This window comes from Sulfolobales archaeon (assembly GCA_038881635.1).
Taxonomy (GTDB): Archaea; Thermoproteota; Thermoprotei_A; order Sulfolobales; family AG1; genus WYEN01.
Genome location: JAVZPJ010000005.1, coordinates 1 through 25,681, shown reverse-complemented (window position 1 = coordinate 25,681; position 25,681 = coordinate 1). Strand labels below are relative to the sequence as shown.

The 25,681-nt window shown below is 40.2% G+C and carries 19 protein-coding genes; 12 read left to right on the top strand and 7 right to left on the bottom strand.

Translation table 11 applies throughout. The features are described from left to right. Positions 1-41: 41 nt before the first annotated feature. Positions 42-989 carry a hypothetical protein gene (locus tag QXS89_04570; protein ID MEM3831449.1) on the top strand — a complete coding sequence of 316 codons (948 nt, stop codon included), beginning with the start codon at positions 42-44 and terminating at the stop codon, positions 987-989. Here the strand turns inward: QXS89_04570 and QXS89_04565 are convergent. Continuing rightward, on the bottom strand, positions 973-1,749 hold the full coding sequence (locus tag QXS89_04565) for a radical SAM protein (protein ID MEM3831448.1): 777 nt from the start codon (positions 1,747-1,749) through the stop codon (positions 973-975). The two genes, QXS89_04570 and QXS89_04565, sit on opposite strands and share 17 nt — an antisense overlap. A 171-nt stretch (positions 1,750-1,920) precedes the next feature. Between QXS89_04565 and QXS89_04560 the strand changes: the two genes are divergently transcribed. Both QXS89_04560 and QXS89_04555 read left to right on the top strand, forming a co-directional pair. Continuing rightward, complete coding sequence (locus QXS89_04560) at positions 1,921-3,531, top strand: cytochrome ubiquinol oxidase subunit I (GenBank protein MEM3831447.1); 1,611 nt, start codon at positions 1,921-1,923, stop codon at positions 3,529-3,531. 5 nt (positions 3,532-3,536) lie between these two features. Further along, positions 3,537-4,664 carry a cytochrome ubiquinol oxidase subunit I gene (locus tag QXS89_04555; protein ID MEM3831446.1) on the top strand — a complete coding sequence of 376 codons (1,128 nt, stop codon included), beginning with the start codon at positions 3,537-3,539 and terminating at the stop codon, positions 4,662-4,664. Here the strand turns inward: QXS89_04555 and QXS89_04550 are convergent. Further along, positions 4,661-5,269 (bottom strand): helix-turn-helix domain-containing protein, encoded by a 609-nt coding sequence (locus QXS89_04550; protein ID MEM3831445.1) that lies wholly within the window; start codon positions 5,267-5,269, stop codon positions 4,661-4,663. The genes QXS89_04555 and QXS89_04550 overlap by 4 nt on opposite strands. Positions 5,270-5,490: 221 nt before the next feature. On the opposite strand from QXS89_04550, the gene QXS89_04545 reads away from it, so the two are divergent. Both QXS89_04545 and QXS89_04540 read left to right on the top strand, forming a co-directional pair. Next, a complete protein-coding gene (locus QXS89_04545; protein ID MEM3831444.1) occupies positions 5,491-9,789 on the top strand; it encodes a hypothetical protein in 4,299 nt (1,432 codons plus the stop codon). A 96-nt stretch (positions 9,790-9,885) separates the two neighbouring features. Next, positions 9,886-11,121 carry an FtsX-like permease family protein gene (locus QXS89_04540; GenBank protein MEM3831443.1) on the top strand — a complete coding sequence of 412 codons (1,236 nt, stop codon included), beginning with the start codon at positions 9,886-9,888 and terminating at the stop codon, positions 11,119-11,121. Positions 11,122-11,154: 33 nt separating this feature from the next. On the opposite strand, the gene QXS89_04535 is transcribed toward QXS89_04540, so the two are convergent. Beyond that, positions 11,155-11,673 (bottom strand): MogA/MoaB family molybdenum cofactor biosynthesis protein, encoded by a 519-nt coding sequence (locus tag QXS89_04535; GenBank protein MEM3831442.1) that lies wholly within the window; start codon positions 11,671-11,673, stop codon positions 11,155-11,157. Between the two features lie 80 nt (positions 11,674-11,753). Between QXS89_04535 and QXS89_04530 the strand changes: the two genes are divergently transcribed. Both QXS89_04530 and QXS89_04525 read left to right on the top strand, forming a co-directional pair. Continuing rightward, the gene (locus QXS89_04530) at positions 11,754-13,031 is read left to right on the top strand and encodes a hypothetical protein (protein MEM3831441.1); all 1,278 of its coding nucleotides are present in this window, start codon (positions 11,754-11,756) and stop codon (positions 13,029-13,031) included. 9 nt (positions 13,032-13,040) lie between these two features. Next, positions 13,041-14,168 carry a glycosyltransferase gene (locus tag QXS89_04525; GenBank protein ID MEM3831440.1) on the top strand — a complete coding sequence of 376 codons (1,128 nt, stop codon included), beginning with the start codon at positions 13,041-13,043 and terminating at the stop codon, positions 14,166-14,168. Positions 14,169-14,175: 7 nt separating this feature from the next. On the opposite strand, the gene QXS89_04520 is transcribed toward QXS89_04525, so the two are convergent. Beyond that, a complete protein-coding gene (locus QXS89_04520; protein MEM3831439.1) occupies positions 14,176-14,514 on the bottom strand; it encodes an SCP2 sterol-binding domain-containing protein in 339 nt (112 codons plus the stop codon). Positions 14,515-14,766: 252 nt separating this feature from the next. On the opposite strand from QXS89_04520, the gene QXS89_04515 reads away from it, so the two are divergent. From QXS89_04515 to QXS89_04495, 5 genes are all read left to right on the top strand, one after another. Next, complete coding sequence (locus QXS89_04515; GenBank protein ID MEM3831438.1) at positions 14,767-16,041, top strand: Clp1/GlmU family protein; 1,275 nt, start codon at positions 14,767-14,769, stop codon at positions 16,039-16,041. Next, a complete protein-coding gene (locus QXS89_04510; protein MEM3831437.1) occupies positions 16,029-17,354 on the top strand; it encodes a UbiD family decarboxylase in 1,326 nt (441 codons plus the stop codon). The genes QXS89_04515 and QXS89_04510 overlap by 13 nt, the downstream gene beginning before the upstream one ends. Further along, a complete protein-coding gene (locus QXS89_04505) occupies positions 17,302-17,892 on the top strand; it encodes an inosine/xanthosine triphosphatase (GenBank protein ID MEM3831436.1) in 591 nt (196 codons plus the stop codon). Before QXS89_04510 ends, QXS89_04505 begins: the two co-directional genes overlap by 53 nt. Before the next feature lie 150 nt (positions 17,893-18,042). Continuing rightward, positions 18,043-18,969 (top strand): ABC transporter ATP-binding protein, encoded by a 927-nt coding sequence (locus QXS89_04500; GenBank protein MEM3831435.1) that lies wholly within the window; start codon positions 18,043-18,045, stop codon positions 18,967-18,969. Continuing rightward, entirely contained in the window at positions 18,950-19,702 is a 753-nt protein-coding gene (locus tag QXS89_04495; protein ID MEM3831434.1) for an ABC transporter permease, read from the top strand. The genes QXS89_04500 and QXS89_04495 overlap by 20 nt, the downstream gene beginning before the upstream one ends. Here the strand turns inward: QXS89_04495 and QXS89_04490 are convergent, their stop codons facing one another. The 3 genes from QXS89_04490 to QXS89_04480 all read right to left on the bottom strand — a co-directional run bounded on the left by QXS89_04490 (position 19,703) and on the right by QXS89_04480 (position 25,661). After that, the gene (locus QXS89_04490) at positions 19,703-20,950 is read right to left on the bottom strand and encodes a tRNA pseudouridine(54/55) synthase Pus10 (protein ID MEM3831433.1); all 1,248 of its coding nucleotides are present in this window, start codon (positions 20,948-20,950) and stop codon (positions 19,703-19,705) included. It lies immediately after the preceding gene. A 156-nt stretch (positions 20,951-21,106) separates the two neighbouring features. Further along, positions 21,107-22,219, bottom strand: coding sequence for an ABC transporter ATP-binding protein (locus tag QXS89_04485; protein ID MEM3831432.1), 1,113 nt, complete (start codon positions 22,217-22,219; stop codon positions 21,107-21,109). Positions 22,220-22,268: 49 nt separating this feature from the next. Beyond that, positions 22,269-25,661: a glucodextranase DOMON-like domain-containing protein gene (locus QXS89_04480; protein MEM3831431.1), complete on the bottom strand. Its 3,393-nt coding sequence runs from the start codon at positions 25,659-25,661 to the stop codon at positions 22,269-22,271. Between the last annotated feature and the right edge of the window lie 20 nt (positions 25,662-25,681).

Sequence of the window (25,681 nt, the reverse complement as noted above, 5' to 3'; positions counted from 1 at the left end):
TAGAAGACCTTCTAATTCGATAGTTAAAGATTGGAGGAGGTGTGAGGGATCTAAGGAGATTGATCTCGAAATCTTTGAATGCTAAGGATTCTAGTACCACGCCAAAGCTCTCTGAGATCTTCTATCCTTCATTTGCTTTACCAATGCTTGATATAGAAGATTATAAAGCTGTTAAGATTTATGGTGTGTGCAGTGGTCTTAGGATCAGGGTTAGTAGGAGAGTATACGAGGTATCTCACAATGATAGTTTCTGTCTTGAATATGCAGACTATCTCCTAGGATTATGGCTTGACATAGATCAGATATTCAGTGATGTGAGAGGGGTTTTCAGAGAGATTATAGAGATTTTATCTGAAACATATTCTTCCTACGGGATCTCTGTATCTCCTCTAGATGACGTCATAGTATTCACATCTATTTATCTCTCTAAGAATACTGATTATCATAATAATACGGTGAGATGGGTTAGAGAGATTCTCAGAATATACCGGGATCCTATGAGTTTAATAATTCGAGATCCTAGAGAAGTTCTAGATAATATTGGTAGAAGTTTTCAACTCAGAGAACTTCCACAGGCTTTAGAATGCTACTCTAGAATTAGAGATCATGTTCTTAGAAATGATTCTGATAATTATAGATCTCTGCTGAGATGCAAAGGTGTTGGTCCTAAGATTCTCTACTCATACATGTTGCATGTCAAGCTAGACACAAGCTATGCTCCATTCGATGTTAATCTTGAGAGATTTCTCGCAAATATGAATCTTAGAATTTGGAAGAGAAGACCTGATAAGAATCTCTGTATACTGCACTCATGCAATACTTGTCCTATAAGAGATTCATGTGGTATAGGTATTCTGAGAAGCTATCTCGGAAGAGCTTTAGGATGGTTTCAGACGGTAGCATATATGCATGTGAAGAGCATGTGTAGAACGAATGCTTGTGATAGATGTAGTCTCAGAAGAATCTGTATATCTAGATCATCTCTCTAGGTATGTTGCTAGGATCTACTGCTCTAACAGGTTTCAATCCTGCTCTAGCTAATATCTTCTTAACATGAGGATATAGTATCACATACTCCCAATCCACCTCAGCTAATGCTGGATGTATCTGTGTAAGTCTTCTTGAAAACTCTATTATATCTTCATCTCTACTGAATCCTATCATAGCCGCAGGATAAACCTCACGCCCGGGTTTAAGACCTGAGTTTATCAGGTTCTCTAGAGCTTTAAATTGTAATTCAAAAGATTCAGGATTGGCACCTGTGAGCATATGAAACTCATTTCTACTAACACCTTTAAATGATACTCTAACTATAATATTAGAATACCTCGAGAGAGCTCTAGCCAGTCTCTCATCGAAGCCTATGAGAATACCATTAGTCTCTAGAATAAACTCTATACTGCTTTCATCGAATAATCTTAATATCTCTAGAAGATGATCAATGCTTAGAGTAGGTTCACCACCGCTAAGTCTAGCTCTTCTCAGATCTCTTCTCCTCATAATACTCATGATCTTGTTGAAAGCTTCTTCGGAAGTATAGAAACTCCCCAGATCAGGTCTATCTTTAAAATACCAGCTCCAGCAGAACTTACAAGAGAGGTTGCAACCTATAACATCACCTGTGGCTATACCGCCATACCATCTGTCAGCTCTAAATCTATAGTAGCATCTCAGCTCTCTACCACTTTTTCTTCTCGTTATAATATCTTTGATTCTAAAACTTCTAGAAACAGGATCATATCCTTCCAAGATGCTCTCATAATAATATAGCGAGGAAATCTTTTATCAGTAATAGCACCTCACCTCACTCCTGATCTTGGTTATCCTAGATATATTTAAACCCTTACAATGTTCGGGGGTATTTTATATAAATGCCTATGATATTAGAATACTGAGATCAGGTGATTGGAAGTGGATTTTATGAGCTATATGTTAGGATTGTCTGCATTAGGCATATATCTTCACGCAATATTCGTATCAATAACGCTAGGATTCCCTCTAGCTATTATGATGCTTCTCTACGCCTATAGTAAGAGTAGAAAGCCTGAGTACATGACAGCAGCCAGGATCATGTCCTACGTGCTGGCTGTAAACTTCGCCTTAGGAGCTGTAACGGGAACTCTGGTAGAGTTCGGTCTTGTTCAGGTATGGCCTGGAACCATAGTTGCTATAGCGTCATTTCTCTTAGCCCCACTAGCTCTAGAGCTTATAGCATTTGCAAATGAAGCAGTTTTCCTGATACTATTTCTAGTGACCTTAAACAGAGTGAGAACTTCTCTGAGCATTCTGATCCTAGGCATATACTGGGTTTTCGCTGTTTTCTCAGGATATCTTATAACGGTCGTGAATTCGTGGCTTGTAGCACCATGGGGTGTAGGTTCTATACCTAACGCTTTATATCCTTTCCTCCCCGACTACGGACCTATGTCAACAGATCCTCAGAAGCTTGTTGCTCTGAAGATACTTCTTCTAACAACAGGACTAACCTTACAAGACCTGCTTCAGATACCAGGTTCATCAGATCTGATAGGAGTGATTCTAAAAGATCCTCTGGTTGTATTCTACAGCCCTTACGCTCTAGCCTCATCACTCCACAATCTGGTGGCAGCCTTTATAATAGGACTTTCAATAGCGCTTCTAGGCTACTCCTATAGATTATACAGGTCAGGAGATCTGAGGTATAGAGATATTATAAAAGCATTCTTCCCAATCCTCCTCATACTGATACTGATCCAGCCAACAGTACTAGGAGACTATATGGGGGTGAATGTCGTGGAGTATAATCCTGTTAAATTCGCCATGATGGAAGGAGCTTACACTACTTTTAACAATCCACTTCTAGCACTTATAGCGTATCGAGATCCTAATCATCCTATAGTAGGGTTCGATAGATTCTACTCCTCATGCGATCAGTTGGGCAACACTACATTAGGAGATCTAGCTAGTAAGCTTGGAGTGTCAGAGGAGTATCTTCTGAATGTAGCAAGTAAGTTGAATCTCCAGATCGATAGATCGAAACTCGAGAGCGTTCTCTCGACAAAACTCTCAGATATATGTAGAAACGATCTCGAGATCGCAGAATCGAGAACTGAGATCATACACACAGCATACTACACAAAGATAGCTGGTGGAGTGCTAGCATTCATATCGGCGATAGCTATGGCAGGAGTCATATATAGAATACCAGTGATCTCTCCCATCTCACGAGGAGTTCTTAGAATACTCACTGGAAATGATGAGAGGAAAACCATATTCCTACTAGCATTATTAATAGGAGTAGGAGTCGCTCTAGCAGCTGTTCTGGGATGGTATGTTAGAGAAGCTGGTAGAAAGCCTTGGACAGTATACGGCCTTCTATATCCGAGCGAGGTCGTGACAGCTGTAGACTACGCTAGAACACCTCAGTTCGTTCTACTGGCGGGAGCTATAATTCTAGGAGTGAATCTGGGAGGGATCTATGCAATGTACATAGTAGCAAGCAGGCATGCGAGATTTACAGAGCTTATAGAGAGATTCTTTAGAAAGAGGTGAGAATATTGAGTGCTAGCGAGGTTTCCGTAACCCCCGCGCAGTTCTTAGGATTCACAACACTAGGACTCTCAGTCCTCATACATATAGTATTCGTATCCATAACCCTGGGAGTAGGTCTTGTGACAGCTATATATAGATGGCTTGCTTATAAGAGATCAGATCCTGAGCTCGAGGTGTTTGCGAGAAGCACCTTCAGAATCATGATAGTATCAGAGCTCTTCTCAGGTGTGTGGGGTACTATAATAACAGTCTTCCTCGCAGGATTCTTCCCAGGACTAGTGGCGCTGGCAACAAATCTTCTCTTTACACCAATAGCTATATCGATTGTAAGCATCATGATTAGAATACCCTCCATAGCTATATTCTGGTATACCTGGGGTAGAGTATCGCCTTCTACCCATAGTATCATAGGCTTTATAATGGCTTTATCAGGCTTCGGAGTCCCACTAGGTTTTAGAACCTTATTCTCAGAAATAACATACCCGCACGCAGTAGCAGAATTCCTAGCAGGAACCGTTCCACCAGCCTGGTACGCGTATACATCTCCCATCTTCTGGTCGTTATATCTTCATACAGTATTCGCTGTGATATCTACAGGAGGTTTTGTAGTAGCATCTCTAATGGCTTACGAGAATAATCCTAGAGGTGTGAAGATAGGTCTCATGTTTGGGGTAGGATTCCTCTTCGCGCAATTCTTCGCAGGACCTCTATACTGGTATTCTCTTCACTACTACTCATCTTATATATTCAATCAAGTCACATTCGGAAGCTTCATGCCAGCTCTAGCTCTTAAAATGGTTCTCATAATCACGCTACTCACCATCTCAGTATACTCATGGACCAGGGTAAGATCTGAGAATATCATACCCAAACCAACAGTATATCTAGGCTTCATAGCCGTAGCAGTAGTATTCCTAGGAGAGTTGATCAACGATGGATCAAGATATCCATACATGGCAGTAGCAGGCGGGAGTGGAATTCCTATTGCAGGATTCTTCAACTTCTACATGGAAGTTCCAGAACCCGTTGTATTCGTGATCCTAGGCTTTCTAATATTCTCAATAGCTGTATTTATGATCGCAGCATATCTAGCGCTATACAAGAGATTTGTAGCTGTCAGAATAGAAAGCTAGAGAGCTGAAACAGATCCCATAGATCCTTTCTCAATAATTTTTTTCAAGCCTCTTCTAATACTCTCATCTATACTAGATTTCGCAAGACCTAGAGACCTCGCCAGACCCCAGATACTAGTTTTCTTAGGATACTCGAAGAACCCTGATCTAAATGCTGTTTCAATAAGACTCCACTGCTTCATACTTATAAAATCACTTCTTCTAGCCTCTCTATAGGTTGCCTTCAAAACCTCTATGTTATTTCTCATGAGATTTTTCACAAGATTCTTGAACTCTCTCAGATCTCCGAATAATCCTGTGACTTCTATCACATGATCTTCAGCTCCCTTCATACCGATCACATGAACCTTATGAAGCCCAGCTTTTTTACATGGGCATATTCTTCCCCGTATAATAGCAATTCTAACATCTCGATCTACTGAGACCTCGGATACAAGCTTATACCCATGCCTCTTGAGATCCTCTAGATCTAGAAAACCCTTTATCTTGATAAGAGCACTGGCACCCGACCTGCCATAAGGTCTGCAACTCATAAGAATTATACTACCTCTCACAGAAGGAAGCCATCCACAAGGCAGTTTATACCTGATCCTGCCTATAATCATTCTAAACCACCTAACTAGAGTTAAGAATCCTCTTATATAACTTCTTAAAGAACCAAGAAATTAAAATCAGTTCTTAATGAGGGATATAGGCTTCACAAGTTTAACTGTAAATAGGGTGAAGCTTTACACATGCTCTACAAATGGAAGGAGCGCTTGATTAGATCTTCGAGTAGAATAGCTCTTCTCTTCGATATCTCAATCATTGATAAAGGTGAGAGAGAATGTATATGTCTATAGCAAGAGCTTTCTTGAAGAGATTCTTGATCTATACTCTCATACTCGTAAATATACTAAGTGCTCTAACCTCTTCAATAGTTTACTCTCAGAACATATCTTTCGAACTGAAAGATGTTTCTCTAAGAAACTCTGCAGGATATGATCAGGTGTATCCCGGGAGCAGAGGTGCTACTCTAAACATATTCTATATGTACGTAGGTTCGGAAAGAATCAGCTCTGTAGCCGCATGTCTTTATAACATACCTGAGACTATCAAGCCTGTTTACACTTGTTCTCCAGCCAGAGATCTTAATCAAACAATTCGAGCTTACGTAGATCCTGGAGATATAATATACTTCTCTTATACAATAGATATAGCGAAAAATGCCAGCCCAGGTTCTTACATTTTATGGCTTAATATATCCTACGTAGTTGTAGCATCAGGTCAGCAGGGTTTCTACACCACATTTGTAGTGATACAGGTTTCAAACTATCCTCCCGTAGTTCTTAGTGTTAGAGATTCTTATCTCTCTCCAACAGCTTATCCGGGGACTGTGAATACTAATCTCTATATAGTTCTCGAGAATAGAGGAGATACCAGCGTATCAGGTGGTGAAGCTATTATAACCCTCCCACAAGGTTTTGAACCTGATGTGAGCAGGGTTCAGATACCTAGCATAGGTAGTGGAGATAGATCCACTATAGTGGTTAGCGGAATAGGTGTGATCTCGAATACATCTCCAGGAACCTACTACGCAACCTTAAACCTAGATCTTCAGGCTACAACAAGTGATGGAGTATCATACTCAGCCAATCTCGTGCTTTCAGCATCATTCACAGTTGAAAGCCCTCCCCAGGTACTTCTAGATATAATATCATATGGATGGAGTTCTCCGAAGAATCCTCAGGATACTCTTAAAAGCGAGTATGTAGTCAGCTTCAGAAATAAGGATCTGGCTGTTCTCAATAGCATTGTAGCAACTCTTACACTGCCAGATTGCATGAGTTTTCCTAACGGATCTAACGTCTCCTATGTTTATATATCAGGAAGTATTAACCCAGGTGATCTATTCAATATAAGATTCGACAATATAAGGATAGATTCTTCTTGCACTGCATCAACCTATAAACTCTCTCTGAGATTAGATATATATGGTAGTAGAAAAGGATCAGAATTCTACGTATCTCAAGAATATATACTTACAGCAGTATTAACCAATCCAAGTCTTGATATAAGGATCTCTCAGATCTTCTGGAGAGTTAATCCTTCTTATCCAGGTTCTATGAATAATCAGCTTACCATAGTTGTTGACAACAGAGATTTCATGGATCTAGAGAGTATCGTAGCATATCTAGAAGCATCAGAACTATATCCTCAGAAATCATACTACCAGCTCCAGAGCATTCCATCGGGATCCAGAGGATATCTACAGTTTCAATTATCAGTACCTCCCGACGTATCTCCAGGAGTTCACAGAGCTAGACTTGTTCTCCTGTATATCGCCACGAGCTCACAGACTTCATATCTCGCTGAGAGTAGCTGGATCATAAGCTATGTAATTGAAGAACCTCCTAAGATACGATTGGATCTCGTAGATTATAGATGGAGTTCTGGCTATGCATATTCAATGTCTATAGGAAACTCTCTAGAGATCCTTCTTAGAAACGATGATATACATGAGATAAGATCTCTTATTCTAACTCTTAAAACTCCTCCGGGTATAGAGATTTCAGGTAGGAATAGCTACTCGATTCAAGGAGGATCTCTATCACCGGGATCTTCTGCATCTTATGTTTTCAATAATATCGATATAAAAACACCGCCCGGAGTCTACGAGCTGGTACTTGAGGTAAGTGGTCTCGCAGGATCTCAAGGATCTGAGTTCTGGTTTAATATTTCCTACAGCTTCTACACAGAGATTAAAATGCCGGAGCCTGGGATAGTGTTAGTCGACTACGGATGGGATCAGGTTGTAGTCTATGAGAATACGAGTAGAGCATCTATATATATTATTCTCAGATCCTATGTTAAAAATATTATAACAAGTCTCGTAGCCAGGATAAGTCTTGAGAATAGCTTGAGTTCTCAGGGATCTGAAGAGATTACAGCAACCTACACAGGACAGATCTCCTATGGAGATGTAGTAAGAATCGTATTCCCACCTATTGAGGTGTCTTCGAGATCATTAAAAGCTCTTCTCAGAATAGATGCCATGGCTTCTATAGATAGTGTGAGATATAACGTATCTGTATCATACAATCTAACTCTAAGCACTGTTGTAGAGAAGGTGCTAGAACTCTCATATATTGAAACATTGTATCAAGGATCTCCAGCTCCTCTCCTGGCATCAGCAAGAGATGTAGTGATCAGAGTGATCTTTATAAACACGAAACCTGAAGCTATCTCATCTCTCAAACCAGATATAATGGCTCCACCAGATCTCAGGATAAAATATGTTGGCGGAACATGCTTGAACGGTGTATCTGGAGGTGGTTCATGCTATCTAGATATATACTCTGATATATCACCTTATGCGAGACCTGGTAAATATGATCTGGTTTTGAATCTAACTCTTTATAAGGTTATCTCAGGCTCCATAGGATCCATGCAAGAAAGCTTTATAATACCACTCTATATAGAGGATCCGAGAGATTATGCAGGGATTCCGAAGATCACAACAGCTTTCTGGGGCACCTCATCTCCTATACCAGTATTCAGCAATAGCAAGTATGTTCCTCTGACTATTAGAATAATTAATTTAGGAAGATACCAGATCCAAGGACTGCAGATCAGTATATCATCAGAAGATCTAGATCTTGTAAAACCTTCCGAAGCATGCCCCCAGCCACTAGCTTCAGGAGCTGTATGCACTGTAACCCTTTACACTAATATAAATACCTCGAAGAATTATGTGGTATTAACGGTTCTAATGAGCTACATATCAACATCCTACGGTTCTTTCATAGAGATCAATGTCAGTGAACCTCTGATTATGAGAGTAGAGAATCTAAGCTCTGTAGAGACCACCTCCAGCGCTGTTGAGTATATAACAAGCATGTGGCTCGAAGGATCTGTAGGACCTAATACTATGGGAGCTCATCTAGTTCTGATATTTAGAAATAACTATGTTGAAAGCTTGAAGGGAGCGTATCTAACTCTCTACCTACCCGAAGGATTTAGAAATAGCTATGATAATTCAAGCCTCATAAGAATACCTCCGGCATCGGTAGCTGGCCAGCCTATATCTCTAGAAGCTCTCACACCTCAGAATATAGCCAGCCTCCTCACAACAGCTCAGCAAGGTCTTCAACAGACTTACTCGAAGGGAGATTTCATAATATTCATGGCGCAGATAAACATACTTAACGTAGATCCAGGCATATATAGATCTAGAGCTCTTCTCGTGTACACTGATGAGATAGGTATTCTAAGAAGTTTTGAGACCGAGATCACGATCCCTGTTCTCGGAGATGTTAAGCTTATTGATGTGAGATTGAGCAGTCCTATAATTGTTAACAGCAGTTATGAGGATGTGACCATGTACATATTGAATATAGGTTCAGCTCCTGCATTCAATGTTTATATATTCATATCACCAGCATACACAGCTCCTCTAGTTATAGCAAGTCCTTCTCTAATATACCTGGAGAGGTTAGACCCCGGATCTGTGGTGAGCAAGGTTATTAGAATAGCTTACAATCCTTACACAGCGTATCAGTCTGAAGTTAGATTTGGCACGACGCCTCTAATGATCTCGGTAGTCTATAGAGATCCTTCTGGTGCTCAGAGGGTTTTCAACACAAGCTATACAGTAGTGGTAGAACCTTTCATAAGACTCTACCTGCAGAATCTGAAGGCTGAATACACTCCAGGAGGAAGTCTCGTGATCTCAGGATCAATAACAAACCTAGGTTCTGCAACAGCTCAGAGACTTATGGTATTCGGATGTGTAAGTGGTAGTTGTAGCAGTAGTTTTGTAGGAGATCTAGATCCCGCATCTCAGAGTGTTTTCAGAGTTGAAATACCTCTAGAAAATCTTAGTGAGAGGTATGCAATTATATCTATTAAATACTACGACTCTTACAATACGATCCATAGTGAGAATTATAGTGTAAGTATAAGTATAATCCAGACGACCCAGACACAGACTATAATAACAGGATATGGAGAGCTTATAGATCCCTACAAGATAGGTGTTGGAGCGGTAGTGGTTACAGTGGTTATTATAACACTCTACCTCATATATAGGTCTGTATCTAGAAGAACAGTATCTAGAGGTTCTATAGAAGGTTCTATAGAGTAGAACAATCCTGAGAAAGAGAAGAGGTGTTTAAGTATGAGAAGCATAAGATCATATAAGCTTCATCACAGAGAGTATAAATGATATCTGGTGCATAGATTGAGAAGAGAAATACTCTATCTGATAGACCTTATGAAACTTGCTTCAAAAGCTCTCACCGAGAGAAGACTTAGAGCGGTTCTCACCATCGTAGGCATATCGATAGGTCCTTTCATAATGGTTATGATGGGCTCTGTGATCTCAGGCTACTCCTCGTACATAATTTCTAGCATAACATCGCTAGGTCAGAACGGTATAATAATATTCCCGGGAGGAGGGTACAAGCTTACAGAAAATGATCTGTCTTACATAAGAAGTCTTCCTCACGTGGTAAGAGCAGAACCATTCTACTATACACAAGGATTTGCAAGAATATGCGGTTCTGAGGAGAGAGTATACGTGTATGCTATAGATCTAGACTTCATATTTCAGGTAGTGAGAAACGCTGAAATACTGAAAGGAGTTCTACCATCACCTACAGAGCTTTCCAACGCTCTCGCAGGATATAGGATAATGTTTGATAGCAAAGGCAATCAATGTTATAATCTCGGTGATGTTATAAGTGTTTCGGTATCGATCTACCAAAGCGGGAAAGGTCTTGTTCGGAAAAACCTGAATCTGATGATATCAGCAGTATTAAAAGAATACGGCGGAGCACTTTTCTTCAGTCCTGACAGCACTCTATTTATAAACTATGATGCAGGGCGGAAGATTCTGGGGATGGACACATGGTCTGGTATAATAGTTCTAGCAGACGATCCGATGAATGTGAGAGGTATAGCCGATACTCTTAGAAACTACTTCTCAGGAAATGCCGATGTAATAGCATTCTCAGCAATAGCAGATTCTGTCGGTAGTGTGACCAGGGTTGTAGACTTTATAAATTTCACAACATCTCTATCAGCATTCGCCGTAGCTGTAGCAGGCGTAGCTGCTACCATGATAACATCTGTGATCGAGAGATATAGAGAGCTTGGAGTTATGAAGGCAATAGGATATACTAGCAGGAGTATTCTGCTTCTGATACTCCTAGAATCTGTGATCATGAGTCTTATAGGAGCTGCAATAGGTATCTCTCTAGGAATTGTAGGAGCTTATATACTCTCATCTCAAGGACTTGTCTTCAAAGGATTCATATCAGAGAGCAGTATAGTAATCTACGCACCGCCGAACATAACAGCAAATCTACTACTATCGGTCCTGGCTCTCACGATATTTGTAGGCGTGTTAGGAGGTCTAATGCCCGCCTACAGAGCTTCTAGGATTCCTCCAGCAGTAGCCTTAAGATACGAGTGATCTTCTTCTCATAGGGGAATAAAAAGATCTCTGCTAGCTTCTTATAAGACTTAGTATATGAGTTATCTGATCTAGTATGAGCTCCATCCCCAACCTCACACCATCAGGAGATCCTGGGAGTAGCACTACCACTCTTCCTCTGATAATACCTGCAGTAGCTCTACTAAGCATTGCAATACCACCATTCTTCTGATAAGATAGATATCTGAAGATCTCTCCAAACCCTATTATCTCCTTCTCGAACAAAGGTTTCAAAGCTTCAACAGTCACATCACGAGGACTGAAACCTGTTCCTCCTGTGACTATGATCAGGTTAGCATCTGTTCCTGATAGAATTTCCTCGATCTTCTCTCTAATCATTTTAATATCATCGTCGACGAGAGCTCTACCTATAACATGACCTCCTCTCTCCCTGATCATTCTCTCAGCAAGATCTCCTGAAACATCATCGGGTTTTAATCCTCTGAGAAGCTCTCTATATTTAGAAGTGCTAACGGTGATCACAAATCCTTTAACACTATTCATCTCAAGCACATCATGATGATGCTTCAAGAAATCTCCCTCATAATCCGTCATTACTTAAGCTTCGTAATTTATAAAGGTTAAGACGCATAACTCTCGGAGGGTATTGAATGAGTTCTAGAGATCAAAAAGAATCTGATGTTCTCATGAGCATTCTAATAATATATCTCCTAATAATAACTATAAGATCCGCTAACGCTTCCTTCATATTCTCACTTACCAAAAGCTATGAGCTGAATGCACTTGAACAAGGGATTATTCAGGGATCCTATTCTCTTTCTGAGGCTCTCTCAGGATTTCTAGCAGGCGTTCTCTACGAGTACATAGGATCTGTGAGAATCATGTTTTTAGCAACCTTAATTCTAATGCTATCATACACTACTTCTCAAACAATATTCTTAGGAGGGTTTAATCCTATCTATCTGATAGCTCCTCAGATAATAAGCGGATTTTCAGCATCTCTGATAATAGTTTCATCTATAGGACTTCTAGCTGATAAAACGATTGGATTCTCCTTCAGAGGAAGACTACTAGGTGCTGGAGGTCTTGAGACATCTAATCTAGCAGGATACGCCATAGGATTCATAGTAGCAGGTGTTCTCGAGATATTCAATCCAGATATTCTGAAAGGATTTATGATACCTCTAGCATTTATATCGATAGCCTTCATAGCATCTATTATATCACTCAGACTCATAGCCTTAGGAGAGGTTAGAAGATATATTGAGAAGAAGTTCTATATTGAGAGAAGAACCCTAAGTCTTATACCTATGTGGACTGGGATCTCGATCATATTAGGTGTAGCATTTATAAGTCCTAGAATAATAGAGAGGATCATAGGTAGCAGCATAGCAGGATCAGGAGCTCACGGCATTGCTCTCGGCCATGTGTTTGTGATGGCCATAGCTCTTCTATCATTAGGCATCATAGGAGGAAGTTATCTCTCGAGTTTTATCGGTAGAACAAGGACATTACTAGTAGGATCTCTCTCAGCTCCTCTGCTACTTCTGGTACTAGGCTATAGATTTCCAGAGCTTCTCACGATAGGAAGCTTATCAGAGCTACTTAGAATCCAGAACATACCTCTCTTCCTCTCAATCGCGATCCTAGGACTTCTATCATTAACACTACCACCCACATTACTAGCACTTCTAGCGGATTACACAGATGCAACAAGACTTAGAGGACCCTCCTCAGGGATCTATGTGACAACCCTAGGTCTGGGAATATTCGCTGGAAATATACTAGGAGGCTATATGTTCGACCACTACGGATTTCTAAACACCATGCTAGTTCTAGCATTATTATTCACGCCATTAGGTCTTCTAACATATATAATGGTTATGAGATCTTCGGAGAAGAGAATCAATATAGATAGAAGATCATAAGGTGGTTTTATGATGAAGAAAGCTTCTATAGTCATCGCTCTCAAGCATGAGAAGAGAGAATCTATAGAGACCACTCTTAGAAGTATTGAGAAACTAAATTATCCAAAAGATCTAATGGAAATAATACTCGTGTATAGAAGAAACGATCTTGAGACCAGCAGGAGTGTTAGAGAAGTTCTTTCAGGGATAAGCAGAGATATTAGAGTAAGAGAATTCATAATAGAAAGAGAAGAAGGCTTCAAAGCCTCAGATATTAATCAAGCTATTAGAGAAGCTGAAGGAGAGATCATAGGATTCTATGATGCAGATGATATAATAGAGGAGAATCAGATTAATAAAGCTTTGAAAATGCTTGAGGAAGGTTTCTCAGCGGTTAGCGCTAGAGTCTATAGGTATAGACCTACTATACTTGGAAGACTTCTATTTATGGAAACTGTTATCTGGTATGATCTGTGGATTAATATAATGAGTAGACTCAGGATCCATACACCACTAAGCGGTGAGGGGCTTTACATTAGAAGAGATGTTATAGAAAGATTAGGAGGATTCCCCGAGATACTTGCCGAAGATTCAGGATTATCAATACTTCTAGCTATCAGAGGACTTAAATACGGGTATATGAACTCATATGTTGAAGAACTAGCTCCCAAAAACCTCAGATCTTTTATAGGACAGAGATTAAGATGGTATAGAGGTCATCTACAAGCTCTTACACTACTCCTAAGATCAAGAGTCAGACCCGATGTTCTATTCAAGGTTTTAGCTTCGTATACGATGATAATCATTCCAACGGTACTAGCACTTCTACCAGTAGCAGTAGTAGGATCCTCTATATCATCAGATTTGAATAGCTCATCACTAGACATGCTGAGAAGAACAAATGATATACCTAGAATGCTTGGCATCTCAAGTATGAATCTAGTGATACTGCTACTAATCCTCTACCTAGGTTTTATAAGTGTTTCATGGATTCTGCTCTTTAAAAATCATATGAAGAGGAAAGGTTTCCAAGAGAGTATAAAGATAGCTTTACTCTCATTACTACTTCTCCCACTATACTGGCTACTCCTCTCAATAACATTTGTACTATCAATCTTCATACCGATTAAAAAATGGTTTAAAACTGATAGAAGATAGAGAAGTGCTATCTTCTCGCCCTAGATAGAATTCCCGCAAGCTTTTGAACTGCCATGACGTCTCCGGATATCTTTAGAAGCCCTTGGAAGAATGCCTGAACCCCGTCTCTCTTACCCTGAATTATATCAGCCATCACATCATCTCGAGCCATGAGAGTTGATGTAGGATTTCTATGCTCGCCCTCATGAAGTTCCATTGTTCCGTCAGCCTTGATCTCTACATAGAAAGGTTTCTCTCCTTCAAGTTTGAACTGGAACACTCTAGGGGATCCTTTCAGCTCTGCTACTATCTGCGGACTTGAATTGACTCTGGCGACAACTTCTCTCATGAGATCTAGTGAAGCCAAACGCGGACACCTCCTTCTAATGCTTATGCTTAAGAGAATATAAACATGTCAGGTCGACATAGCATGTTGATAATAATCTGAAGGTTTAGATCTTATTTATAATATAGTTTCTCACTTCACAGTCTTTAAGATTTTTTCTACTCTCATTCTACACTACTGGATTTCAATAGATCTTTTGAGTAGCCTAGGAAAAACCCTAGGTTCTCCTATGAATTCTATAAGAACTCTCTACCAATATAGATTGGGTCTGATATGAAGATTAATGTGGAATCTCATAGCGGATCTATATTACGCGTCTCAGGACCTGCCAGTGTGAGGGTGTTAGATGGGAGAGTTCATATCCTCGGTAGAGTGCTAGGTGCTGGAGAGAGTGTTATCATAAGCATGTATAAAAGCTATCCTCTTCAGTTCATTGAATCCTCTAGGATAGAAGTGGAACTAGGTTCTGGGGGGTATGTTGAGAATCCTAGAGAAGAAGATGAGGTTCTTCCTGAATGGATTAAAACAGCTCAGGAGATAATTGATAAGAACTCTATAATCATTGTAGTAGGACCTGTGGAATCTGGAAAATCATCTCTTACAACACTACTTGCAAACACAGCAATAGCTAGAGGATTGAAAACATGTGTCATAGATGCTGATATAGGACAGCAGGATATAGGTCCTCCAGGTTTTATATCAATGACATGCCCTAGAGAACCTTTTGTATGGCTTAGAGATCTTATGCCGGAGCATATTAGAATAGTAGGATCTCTAACACCTTCTCAATACTCTTCAAGACTTGTTAGCGGTGTGATGGATCTGGTTGGTGAAGCAGTTCTCAAAGGTGCTGAGGTTGTGATAATAAACACTGATGGATGGATCTCATCGCCTCAGGCTTTAGAGATGAAGTTAGAGATGGCAAGATATGTTAGAGCTAGATATATTCTAGCCCTCCAAAAAGGATACTATCTAGGAGGTTTAACAAGCTCTCTAGAAGGCTTGAGAATCATACCACTTCCATCGCCTCAGGGTGTGAGAGTTAGAAGTAGAGAAGATAGGAGAGCTCTCAGGTCTCAGGCTTATAGAAAGTTCTTCGAAGGAGCATCTCAAAGAACTTTAGAGATAGCCCAGGGCTTAATCATTGTAGGCTCCTGCCTGGCTTCTGGGGAGAAGCTTTCTCAGGATAAGATTTCAGAGCTTGGAAAGGCTTTAGGTCTTAACATACTCTACGGATCCAAGTATGAGAACAGTGTATATCTATATGTTCAGGCTCAGGATAAGAGTTTGGGAGAGAGGATATTGAAATACCAGGATCTAGAGGTTCAGATCATTCCTCAAGGGAGTGAGAGAGGATTGTTAGCATCTCTTCTAGATCCTTCCATGAGAGAGGTTGCTCCCGCCATACTTGAAAGCCTGGATCTATTATCAGGAATTCTGAAGATCGTGACCAGATACAACGGTCCTGTGGCTGGAGTTGTTATTGGGAGGATAAAGATAGACTCTTTATATGATGATAGTGTGAGGTATTCGAGATGCCCGATATAGCTGATGTGATAGATCTTCTGAGATCAAAAGGATTTGTAAGAGAGATAGATAGAATTCTCTCTTGTAAGTATGAGGCTTCTAGAGAAATATATAAGGCTGAGAGATCTGGAAAGACTTTACTCTTCAAAGTAGATTGCTCTCCAGAGACCGCAGTTGTATCTAATATAATATCTTCAAGAGATATAATTAAAATTCTTACTAACACTACTAGCGATGAGGATCTATATAGATTTATATTGGAGAGCATGAGAGATCCTATGAAACCTGATCAAGAGTATGATTTTAATAACTATTATCGTGAGATCCCGAGAGATATAACAACTCTTCCAGCACTCTACTTCTACGAGAAAGATGCTGGAAGATACTTCACATCATCTATAATTATAGCAAGAGATCCTTCTAAAGAGATCTATAATGCATCTATACATAGAATCCTAGTACTAGATAGAGAATCATGTGTAGCTCGTATAGTACCTAGACATCTCTACAGGATTGTAAGTGAAAATAGAAGAGCTGGGAGAGAGACTCCTATAGCAGTATGCTTCTCACCGCATCCTCTTGTAGAACTTGCATCAGCACTCTCACCAGAGTATGGTGTTTTTGAACTCTATATAGCTAATAGAATGCTCGGAGGATCTCTGAAGATCTGTAGAACACCTATCCATAGAATACCTGTTCCCTGTGAATGCTCACATGTTATAGAAGCTAGGATTACTCTAGAAGATGTTGAGGAAGGTCCTTTCGCAGATGTTCTTATGACTTATGATTCTATCAGAAGAGAACCTCTTATAAGAATAGACTCCTTGTACGCCTCTAGAAAGAACCTTCCATTTCACGTGATACTCTCAGGAGGTATAGAACATCAGATTCTAATGGGTCTCGGTAAGGAGGCTGAGATATATAATACTGTTTCGAAGGTTGTGAGAAGAGTTAGAAAGGTTAGACTTACGAGAGGAAGTGGTGGATGGCTTCATGTTGTGATCTCTATTGAGAAGAATCATGATGGAGATGGTAAGAACGCTATTCTCGCAGCATTCACGGCACATCCTTCAGCTAAGATGGTTATAGCAGTGGATTCAGATATAGACCCTGATGATATGGAGGCTGTGGAATGGGCTGTTGCAACAAGATTTCAAGCTTCGAAAGGTCTGATCATGATCCCTAGTACGAGACTTAGTAGTCTGGATCCTTCTTCGAGAGATGGTTTAGGAGATAAACTAGGTATAGACGCTACACTACCTATATCAGATAGAGCGAGATTTGAGAGAGCTAGAATACCTGGCGAGTATCATGATCCGAGTGGCAGTAGGTAGTGGCAATAAGGTTAAGCTAGCAGGTGTGCTGAGAGCTTTCAGAGATCTCATGGGATCCGATGTAGAGATTCTGAGCACTCCCGTAGAAACAGATCTTTCTCAGCCTGTAGGCTTGGATCTTCTGATAAAACTCTCGTGCATCAGAGCTTTGAAATCTATGGAGAAAGTTAGAGCAGACTTCTATGTGGGTGTTGAAGCAGGTTTCCACGTGCTAGATAGAGATGTCATCATTAATATTCATGTAGCATGTATTATGAGAAATGATGGTATGAGATTCTTAGGTTTTTCTCAGGCTTTCGAGATCTCTAGAGAGATCTATGAAGGTGGAATTAGATCTGGCGAGCTTGAGAAGTATATTGAGAGTGTCACAGGACTGAGAGAGATAGGATCTAGCATAGGTTTGGTAGGACTTGCTACTAGAGGTAGGATCTCTAGAGAGGATCTAGTGTATGGAGCTGTTTCCATGGCTCTTGTTTCTATGATTCTTAAGGAGAGAGGTTTAGAAGATATAAAAGATTCTCTTAAGCCTTTCAGCTGATCACTCTAACCTGTAGCAGATACAGAAGAAGAAAAAATATAAGCATTGAAATAGATATATACTGTGCACCCCATCTACAGATAATATAATCAAACCTCCTTCCCTAACACATTTCACGCGCTTCCTAAGAAGTCTCGTGAGGTGTTAATCATGTTACTGGCGAGAGAGCTTACGAAAGTATATAGAGGTGGTGTGATAGCTCTAGATAGAGTATCGATTGATATATCGAGAGATGGCATAGTATCATTTGTAGGAAGCAATGGAGCTGGGAAGACTACTTTCATGAGGATCGCGTCAGGCGTTCTCAAGCCTACTAGTGGAAGCCTGGTTGTCAAGGGGATCGATGTTTCTAGAGATCCTGAGAAGATCAGAGAGATCTCTGCATTCATGCCCCAAGGATCTCTACCTCCATCATTCTCAACACCATATCAGTTTATAACAACATACCTAAGATACAGAGGATTAAGCCAGGATGAAGCTAGAGAGAGAGCTCTAGAATATCTGAGACTATTCGATCTCGAGGAGTATATAAATAGAAGATGTGGAGATCTATCTTATGGAACTCAGCAGAGAGTTGTTGCAACAGCCGTACTAGCCTCGGAAGCTGATATTATAATCCTTGATGAACCTACCTCAGGTCTAGATCCTGTTGCTAGGAGGAGGTTCTGGAGCACATTGTTTAATATGAGGAGAAATGGAAAGCTTATAATGATCACATCTCACAATCCTGAAGAGGTTGAATTTATAAGCGATCATATTGTTGTGATGATGAGAGGTAGAGTTATTGCAAGCGGAGATCTAAGATCTCTGGTGAAGCTCATAGGTTTCAGAAGAGCTTTAGAGGTATATGATGGTGATGGAGGTAGGAGAGTTCCTAGCAGTATTATATCTCTTGTTGATAGAACTGTGAAAATTAGAGATACTTTCGTTCTCTACACATCCGAAGAAGCTGAGGCTGAGAAGATTCTTGAAAAACTCTTCAGAGAAGGGCTTAAAGCTCGGATCAGACCTGTAGGTGTTCTGGACATGATTATTCTAAATGGAGGAGGTGAAGATCTTGAGATCGATGGGAGTTAGATTTAGAAGTATAATTACTCTAGCGATCTTCAACGGATACATACCTATGAGAAATAACATATCATGGGTTGTAGCATTTGCTCTAAGCCCTATCTCATACATATTTCTTCTAGTAATGATCGGTAGGTATGAGATGATAAGCTACGGCTTTGTAGGAGGTCTTGTAATGGCTATGTCAGCATCATCTTACGGTCTTATAGGAGATATAATATGGTACAGGATCAACTTGAAACTCCAGGATCTATTTCTAGCAACTCCCGCACCTTCATGGGCTTATATTCTAGGCTTATCACTCTCAGCCTATGTATGGGCTTCACCATCTCTAGCAGGATTCATACTTATAGGATATGTAATAGGAGTTCTCAGAGACATAACTATACTAGGTATCATAATAGCTCTCACAACAGTCCTATGGATTAACACAGCTTCTACAGCTTTTCTTCTCTCAACATTCATAAGATCAGAGAAATATGTATGGCCTCTCTCAAGTATATTGGGTCTGGTGCTCTCGGTATTCCCTCCAGTCTACTATCCTCTCACTATACTACCTAAGGAGATATGGTTCGTAGCTCTAACACCTCCCACAGCATCAACAGCATTTCTAATAGAAGTCTATACAGGGATGATCTCTGTAGATCTCATATATGTAGTCTATGCAGTACTAAATCTAATGCTTCAGACAATAGTATTCGCTCTGCTCTTCATCAGAAGAAGCAAGATTATTGAATGGTGATCAGGCTTGACCAATTATATCTACTTCTAAAGGCTTGAGCTCTACACCTAGAACCTCTGATAATGAAGGACTTGTCCTCCCTCCATCTCCTGATATGAACTCCTCGGGGAATAATCTCTTATCTATGACCACTACAATGCTATAGACCTTATCGTTAATCCTGGTGAATTCTCTCAGAGAAGCCACACCTCTTCTAGTAGTCTCTGGAGCTCCTCTAGAGACAAACCTTGAGGGAGTATGTTGTGTCACTGTCATAACACCTATGCTTTTTATTTTTTCTATCTCTTCATCTTTCAGATCTCTGCTACACTCTACTTTAATCCTATAGATTGTTTTCGAAAGCCTGTTATTCAGCTCTCTAACATCTTTTCTAAAACCTCTTGATATGATCTCGATCTCGAAAGGTTGAAGCTCTCTGAGTAGAACCTGTAAATCCTTTAGATCCATATCCCTCCTCTTAGGAGCATGTATCTCTAGCACTGCAAAAACTCCTTCATCCGTTATCCTATACCTATAGCTATCTCTAGTAGTTGTATGTATTCTCACATACTCAGGAGAGAGATTCGAAAGCTTCTCCTCCAAGAACTTCTCAAGAGAATTCTCAGAACCTCTGATTCTAAAACCTCTCTCATTCTTTCTAATCCTCACAACATACATGAGAGAGGGTCTTGAAATCGTGATAACATTCACCGTCAGGTCTATGGTTATGATGGCATCAGGATCTTCGAATTCAGGTTTGAAACCTTTCATCATAACTCTCTTCCCAATCTCTCTCTTCAATTCATTCTTGATAGACTCCCAAGTGCTTATACTGAATTCTCTGGCAATCTCCTCCTCTCTCTCAACAAGTTCTCTAGGTACTCTGACTCCTAAGAGGAATCTAGAGATCCTCTCTCTCTCAAGTATTCTTACAACTCTATCAGAATACTCTAAAATAAGATCTTCTATAGAGGATCCGCATACATAGCATTTTCTAATCTCCACATCATCACCTGTGAGGATCTTCAGAGAACTTCTGAAAGGTTCTCCTCCATTGCGAGCAAGCTCTTGAAGATTACTTCTAAGAGTTTCAGAGCCTGAAGACATATTTCTATAGAATAGATTCATTAATATAGAAGTCTTAAGAGATCTACCTCTCACATCATTAGAAAGACCTCTTCCAAGCGATGCAAAAAATCTTCCAAAACATCTGTCGCAGAGAGGATATCTTCTCAGAATACTCTCGGCAGTATTCAGGAGATCACTCATCACAGGCTCCGCATAGTAATATGGTTTAGGAGAGCTAATATCAGTCAGGGGTTCGATCATCATGTCTCAGAACTCGGCAAACACATCATCCGAGAGATAATATTGTGCTCGAGCTTAATATAGAGAGGTTCTCGAGAAATCATTCTAAGAATAGCTTCATATAACCAGGTCTCCAGACTTAGAATCAAAGTATAGAACTTTGCTCCAGTCTATTCTAATGAAAACCTCGTCACCTGGAGATAACATGAGATCAGATCTTCCTCGAGTTTTTATAACCACGTCTCCCTCCAGAGGAGTTAAATGTATTATCTGCTCTGATCCCAGTCTTTCAACTATTACAACTCTGCTCGGAATACTATCATCTCCAGACCTTTCTCTAGACAAGTCTATGTTCTCAGGTCTTACACCTATTGTAACTCTATCGCTATTCAGTCTCTTCGCAAGATTCTCGCCCAAATATCTTTCAATAGATCTCCTAAAACCAGGGCATTCAAGCTCGTACAAACCCTCTCTCTCCCTAAGAACGCACTCTATAACATTCATCGGAGGATTTCCTATAAATGTTGCAACAAAAATCTTACCAGGTCTTGTATAGAGCTCGTCGGGGGTTCCTATCTGAAGCACCTTACCTTCATTAACTACCGCAATTCTATCAGCCATGCTGAGAGCCTCAACCTGATCATGCGTGACATATATAGTTGAGATCTTGAGAGTCTTCTGAAGTTTTCTAAGCTCAGCTCTCATATAGACTCTGAGCTTCGCATCTAGATTGCTCAGAGGCTCGTCAAGAAGCCATACCTTAGGATTTCTAACAAGAGCTCTAGCTAGAGCAACTCTCTGCTGCTGACCTCCGGAGAGCTGGGAAGGTTTTCTATCCAGAAGATCCTCTATCCCCAGTAGCTTAGCTATCTCAATAACTCTTCTTCTAATATCATCATTAGAGATTCTAAGCTCTTTTTTTCTCGCCTGTAGAGGAAATGCTATGTTCTCAAAAACACTCATATGAGGATATAAGGCGTAGTTCTGGAAGACCATTGCTATATCTCTATCTTTAGGATGGATCTTCGAAACTTCTTTGTCATCAATCCAGATCTCACCTTCATCAGGTTCTTCAAGACCTGCTATAAGTCTCAGTATAGTGGTCTTCCCAGAACCTGAAGGTCCTAGAAGTGCGAAGAACTCTCCATCACCAACTTCGAAACTCACTCTATCAACAGCGATAACCCGGCCGAATCTCTTGGTCACATTCACAAGCCTGACTCTAGCCATTTGAATAAAGCCTCCAAGAAAAAGTATGAGATAGATAATATTTAGCTTTTCAGGATCTTCTTCTCGTGAAATGTAGTATAGAGTACATTATGAGAAGCCCTATCAATACTCCTGCTATAAGAGCTCCTATCATAGAGATTACCCCGGGAATCTGCGGGATCTCTTGTGTTGTGGTCTTGATCTCGGTATGGATCTCCGTTGTGGTTCTTGGAGGAGGCATGATCGTTATAGTGTATGTGGTGTACTGGGTATATGTGATCGTCTGCGTAACAGTCCTTCCCTTAATCTCTAGCTCTTCAAGGTATGTGTAGTTAACCCCGTGAATAACTGCTTTTCTAGAACCCTCACAGGTTTGATTAGGAACTACGAAGCTATTGAGCATAGCATACTGATCCTCAGCTGTTGGAGCTAGGAGATCCATTATAAGAGGAGCTACACCACATAGTATAGCTCTAGCATATCTAGCTCCAGCACCTATAGTCCATGTATCTGCTGAAACCCCTATAGGTCTGATCCTGTTAGGTCCATAGCCGTCATAGCTTGCAACAGCTACTGTGAAAACCCATCTAGGTATATTCTCAGTATCAGGTAGAAGACTTCTATCTATCTCAGCAATTATAGCATTCCTGCTGGTATCAGCGTATACTCTGAACCTAGAGTCCTGAACTATGACTGTATCATTATAGTAGTATATAGCAGATTTCTCACCCTTAGGAACAGGATCACTACCCCAGCCAGGTGCTATGAGAATTGCTACATGCCATGAAGAGTTAGGATCTAAAACAACATTAAGCCCGAAAGTATCGTTTCTGCTCGGAAGATCCTCTGTCGTTCTAATGTATATGTGGATGTACTGTAGCGAGAAACCGTTAGGACCTCCCCACGGGTTTCCACCTAGATCTCTAAAGTATATTTCGAATATTATCTTGTCTCCCGTACCGAGAACTCTGAACCTAGTGAGATCGAATACTCCTGGTTTAAACACATCAGCTTTAGGATACTCATATGTTCCAGGACCTTTATCATCATTCTCCGGATCTCTTAAATCTACTAGAACACTAGCTCCAGCCACTAGAACAGGTCTTGGAACTTGTATCATGTAGACTAGATTATCTCTACTACTATCCTCTATCATCTTTCCTTCTCTATATACTGCTATAGTTACATAGGCTGTATCACCTTCTCTAAGTCCTAGAAGAATCCATGGTAGCGATATTTCTATGACATCTCCTATAGCAATACTCTGAACAGGATACATATAGATCCACCTACCAGATCCGTCGGCGGTATATACAGATGCTGAGGAATTATATGGTGTGATTCTTAGATCATTGAATAAACCCATCCCAAGATCAATATCTCCAGGTGCCAGAGGATTATAGCCTAGATGATATGGGCTTACACTCTTCCAAGGTGTTGTGGTGTATATTGAAATACTTATACTAGGATCTCTTAGCACATCTGATCTAGAAGGTTTTAAAGCTATATAGATCTCTGTAGGAGACAAAGCTATAAGTGCGTAGTTGAATATACTTCCTATAGATATATTAAGAGAATTACTCCAATCACTCTCTCTAATAAATCCATCTATAGTGATACTCTGAGAAATCGGCTTGGGAGGCTCTCTATTAAGTGTGCCAAGAGGTGTTGCATCTGGATTGTATACTGTGAGAAGATATTGCGGAACTTGAACTTCTAGAGATTCATAGATCTTCCTTAGGTAGAGTTTGTATAGCTGGTTTACAGGAAAGAACCCTCCAGCATCTCCACCATACCACCAGAACCAGTCACTTGCCTCGGCTCTTAGCAGGTATTCTACAGCTTTTTTATTAATAGCTAGTGCTTGCGAGAGATCTGAGACATTTAATATTCTAAAGAGATCTTCTCTAGCTTTAGCTAGATACATCCATGCAACATTCTCCTGTCTCTGACCGATCCACATTGTAAGCTCTCCACCAGCCCAAGAACCTTCAGCAAGTCTAGCTCTAACATCAGTTCTAGGAAGATTCTGATAAGCATCTTCCGTGTAGCTTATGGGAGTATCCGATATATCTACACCTGAGAGATTCAGATATGATCTGATTCCAATAGGTATCTCTCTGGCACGGTCTTTGAACAATGATATGTATTCTGAAGGTGTTATAGTTCTAATTATATTTCTCCTCTGCAGATCTTCTAAACTTGAGTAAAGCTTGTTAAGAAATAGATCTCCGAACTCAGCATAGTTCTCCCAAGGATTCTCACCGTCAAGTGCTATAACAACTACAGAACCAGGTCCTGAGACACTGCCTAGAGATCTGATTCTATTTACAAGATCTTCTACAGCTTGATCGGGGCTCCACGAGCTATATGTAAAGCTGATCATATTGCTCAGATCAGTTACTCTGAAGAACATATAGAAAGTCTTGTTACCGAAATTAAGACTCCACAAGGATGTGATATTCCTAACATCACCCACATCAACACCGCTCTTACCTAAAACCAGTTGATCTGATACAGACCAGGTGAAATACCTTGAGAATATATCTATAACCTTTTCGTTAACAGCCTGCTCAGCAGGCCATACTCCCGATGGTGTGTAGTTGAATATCTCTTTGAAAAGCTCTATGCTTCTAATAGTATGGATATTTAAATCCTCGCTCCATCCCAGGTCTACTATTATAGGAGCTAGAGGATGGCTGTATGGTACTGGTATAATCTCTATCTGACCTTTCTCAAGAAGATCTCTGTATAATGGTATGATTCTCTTCATTATATCAAGCTGAGCGTCTAGAATCTCTTTTATCTGATCTCTCGTGAAATGAATGCTAGCATTATTTATAGCATTCTCTCTCAGAGTATAGAGATCTGGGTATAAATCTCTTAGCACCTGAGGATCTATCCAGAAGAGATTGAATAGAGCAACCAGATCTATTATATCTTGTTCTGTAAAAGATCTAGCTATAAAGTTGATTCTATCTTCCTCAGGCATATATATAGTGCTCTGAAGAATATTCTGAGCCTTATCTCTCAATTCTCTATACCTAGGAACCTGATCAACTATCCTACCCCAGTTTATATCAAAGAAACCTCCTGGAATACTCACAATGTTGTATATATCCTGTGGAGTTAGATTCTCTCCATAAGCAACTTTCATAGAAAGGATCTGTCTCAGATCTCTAGAGCCTTCAAGATAAGATTCAAGTTGAACCAGCAGAGAACCTGAGAAAGTGAATGTAGCCTTTATATCAGGATACTTAGAAAGTATGTAAGCCATTTTAAAGTAGTTTCCAACGCTATGCATTCTAACCCAAGGAAGTATCAGATAGCTATCATTCTCACCATAGTACCATGGCTGGTGAAAATGCCATATAAATATGAGATATACAGGCTGAACCTCTTGAGAGTATACGTTGCCTAATAGAGTGAATAGCATTAGAAATAACAGGATATATACAAACACATATTTCAAAAACATTCACC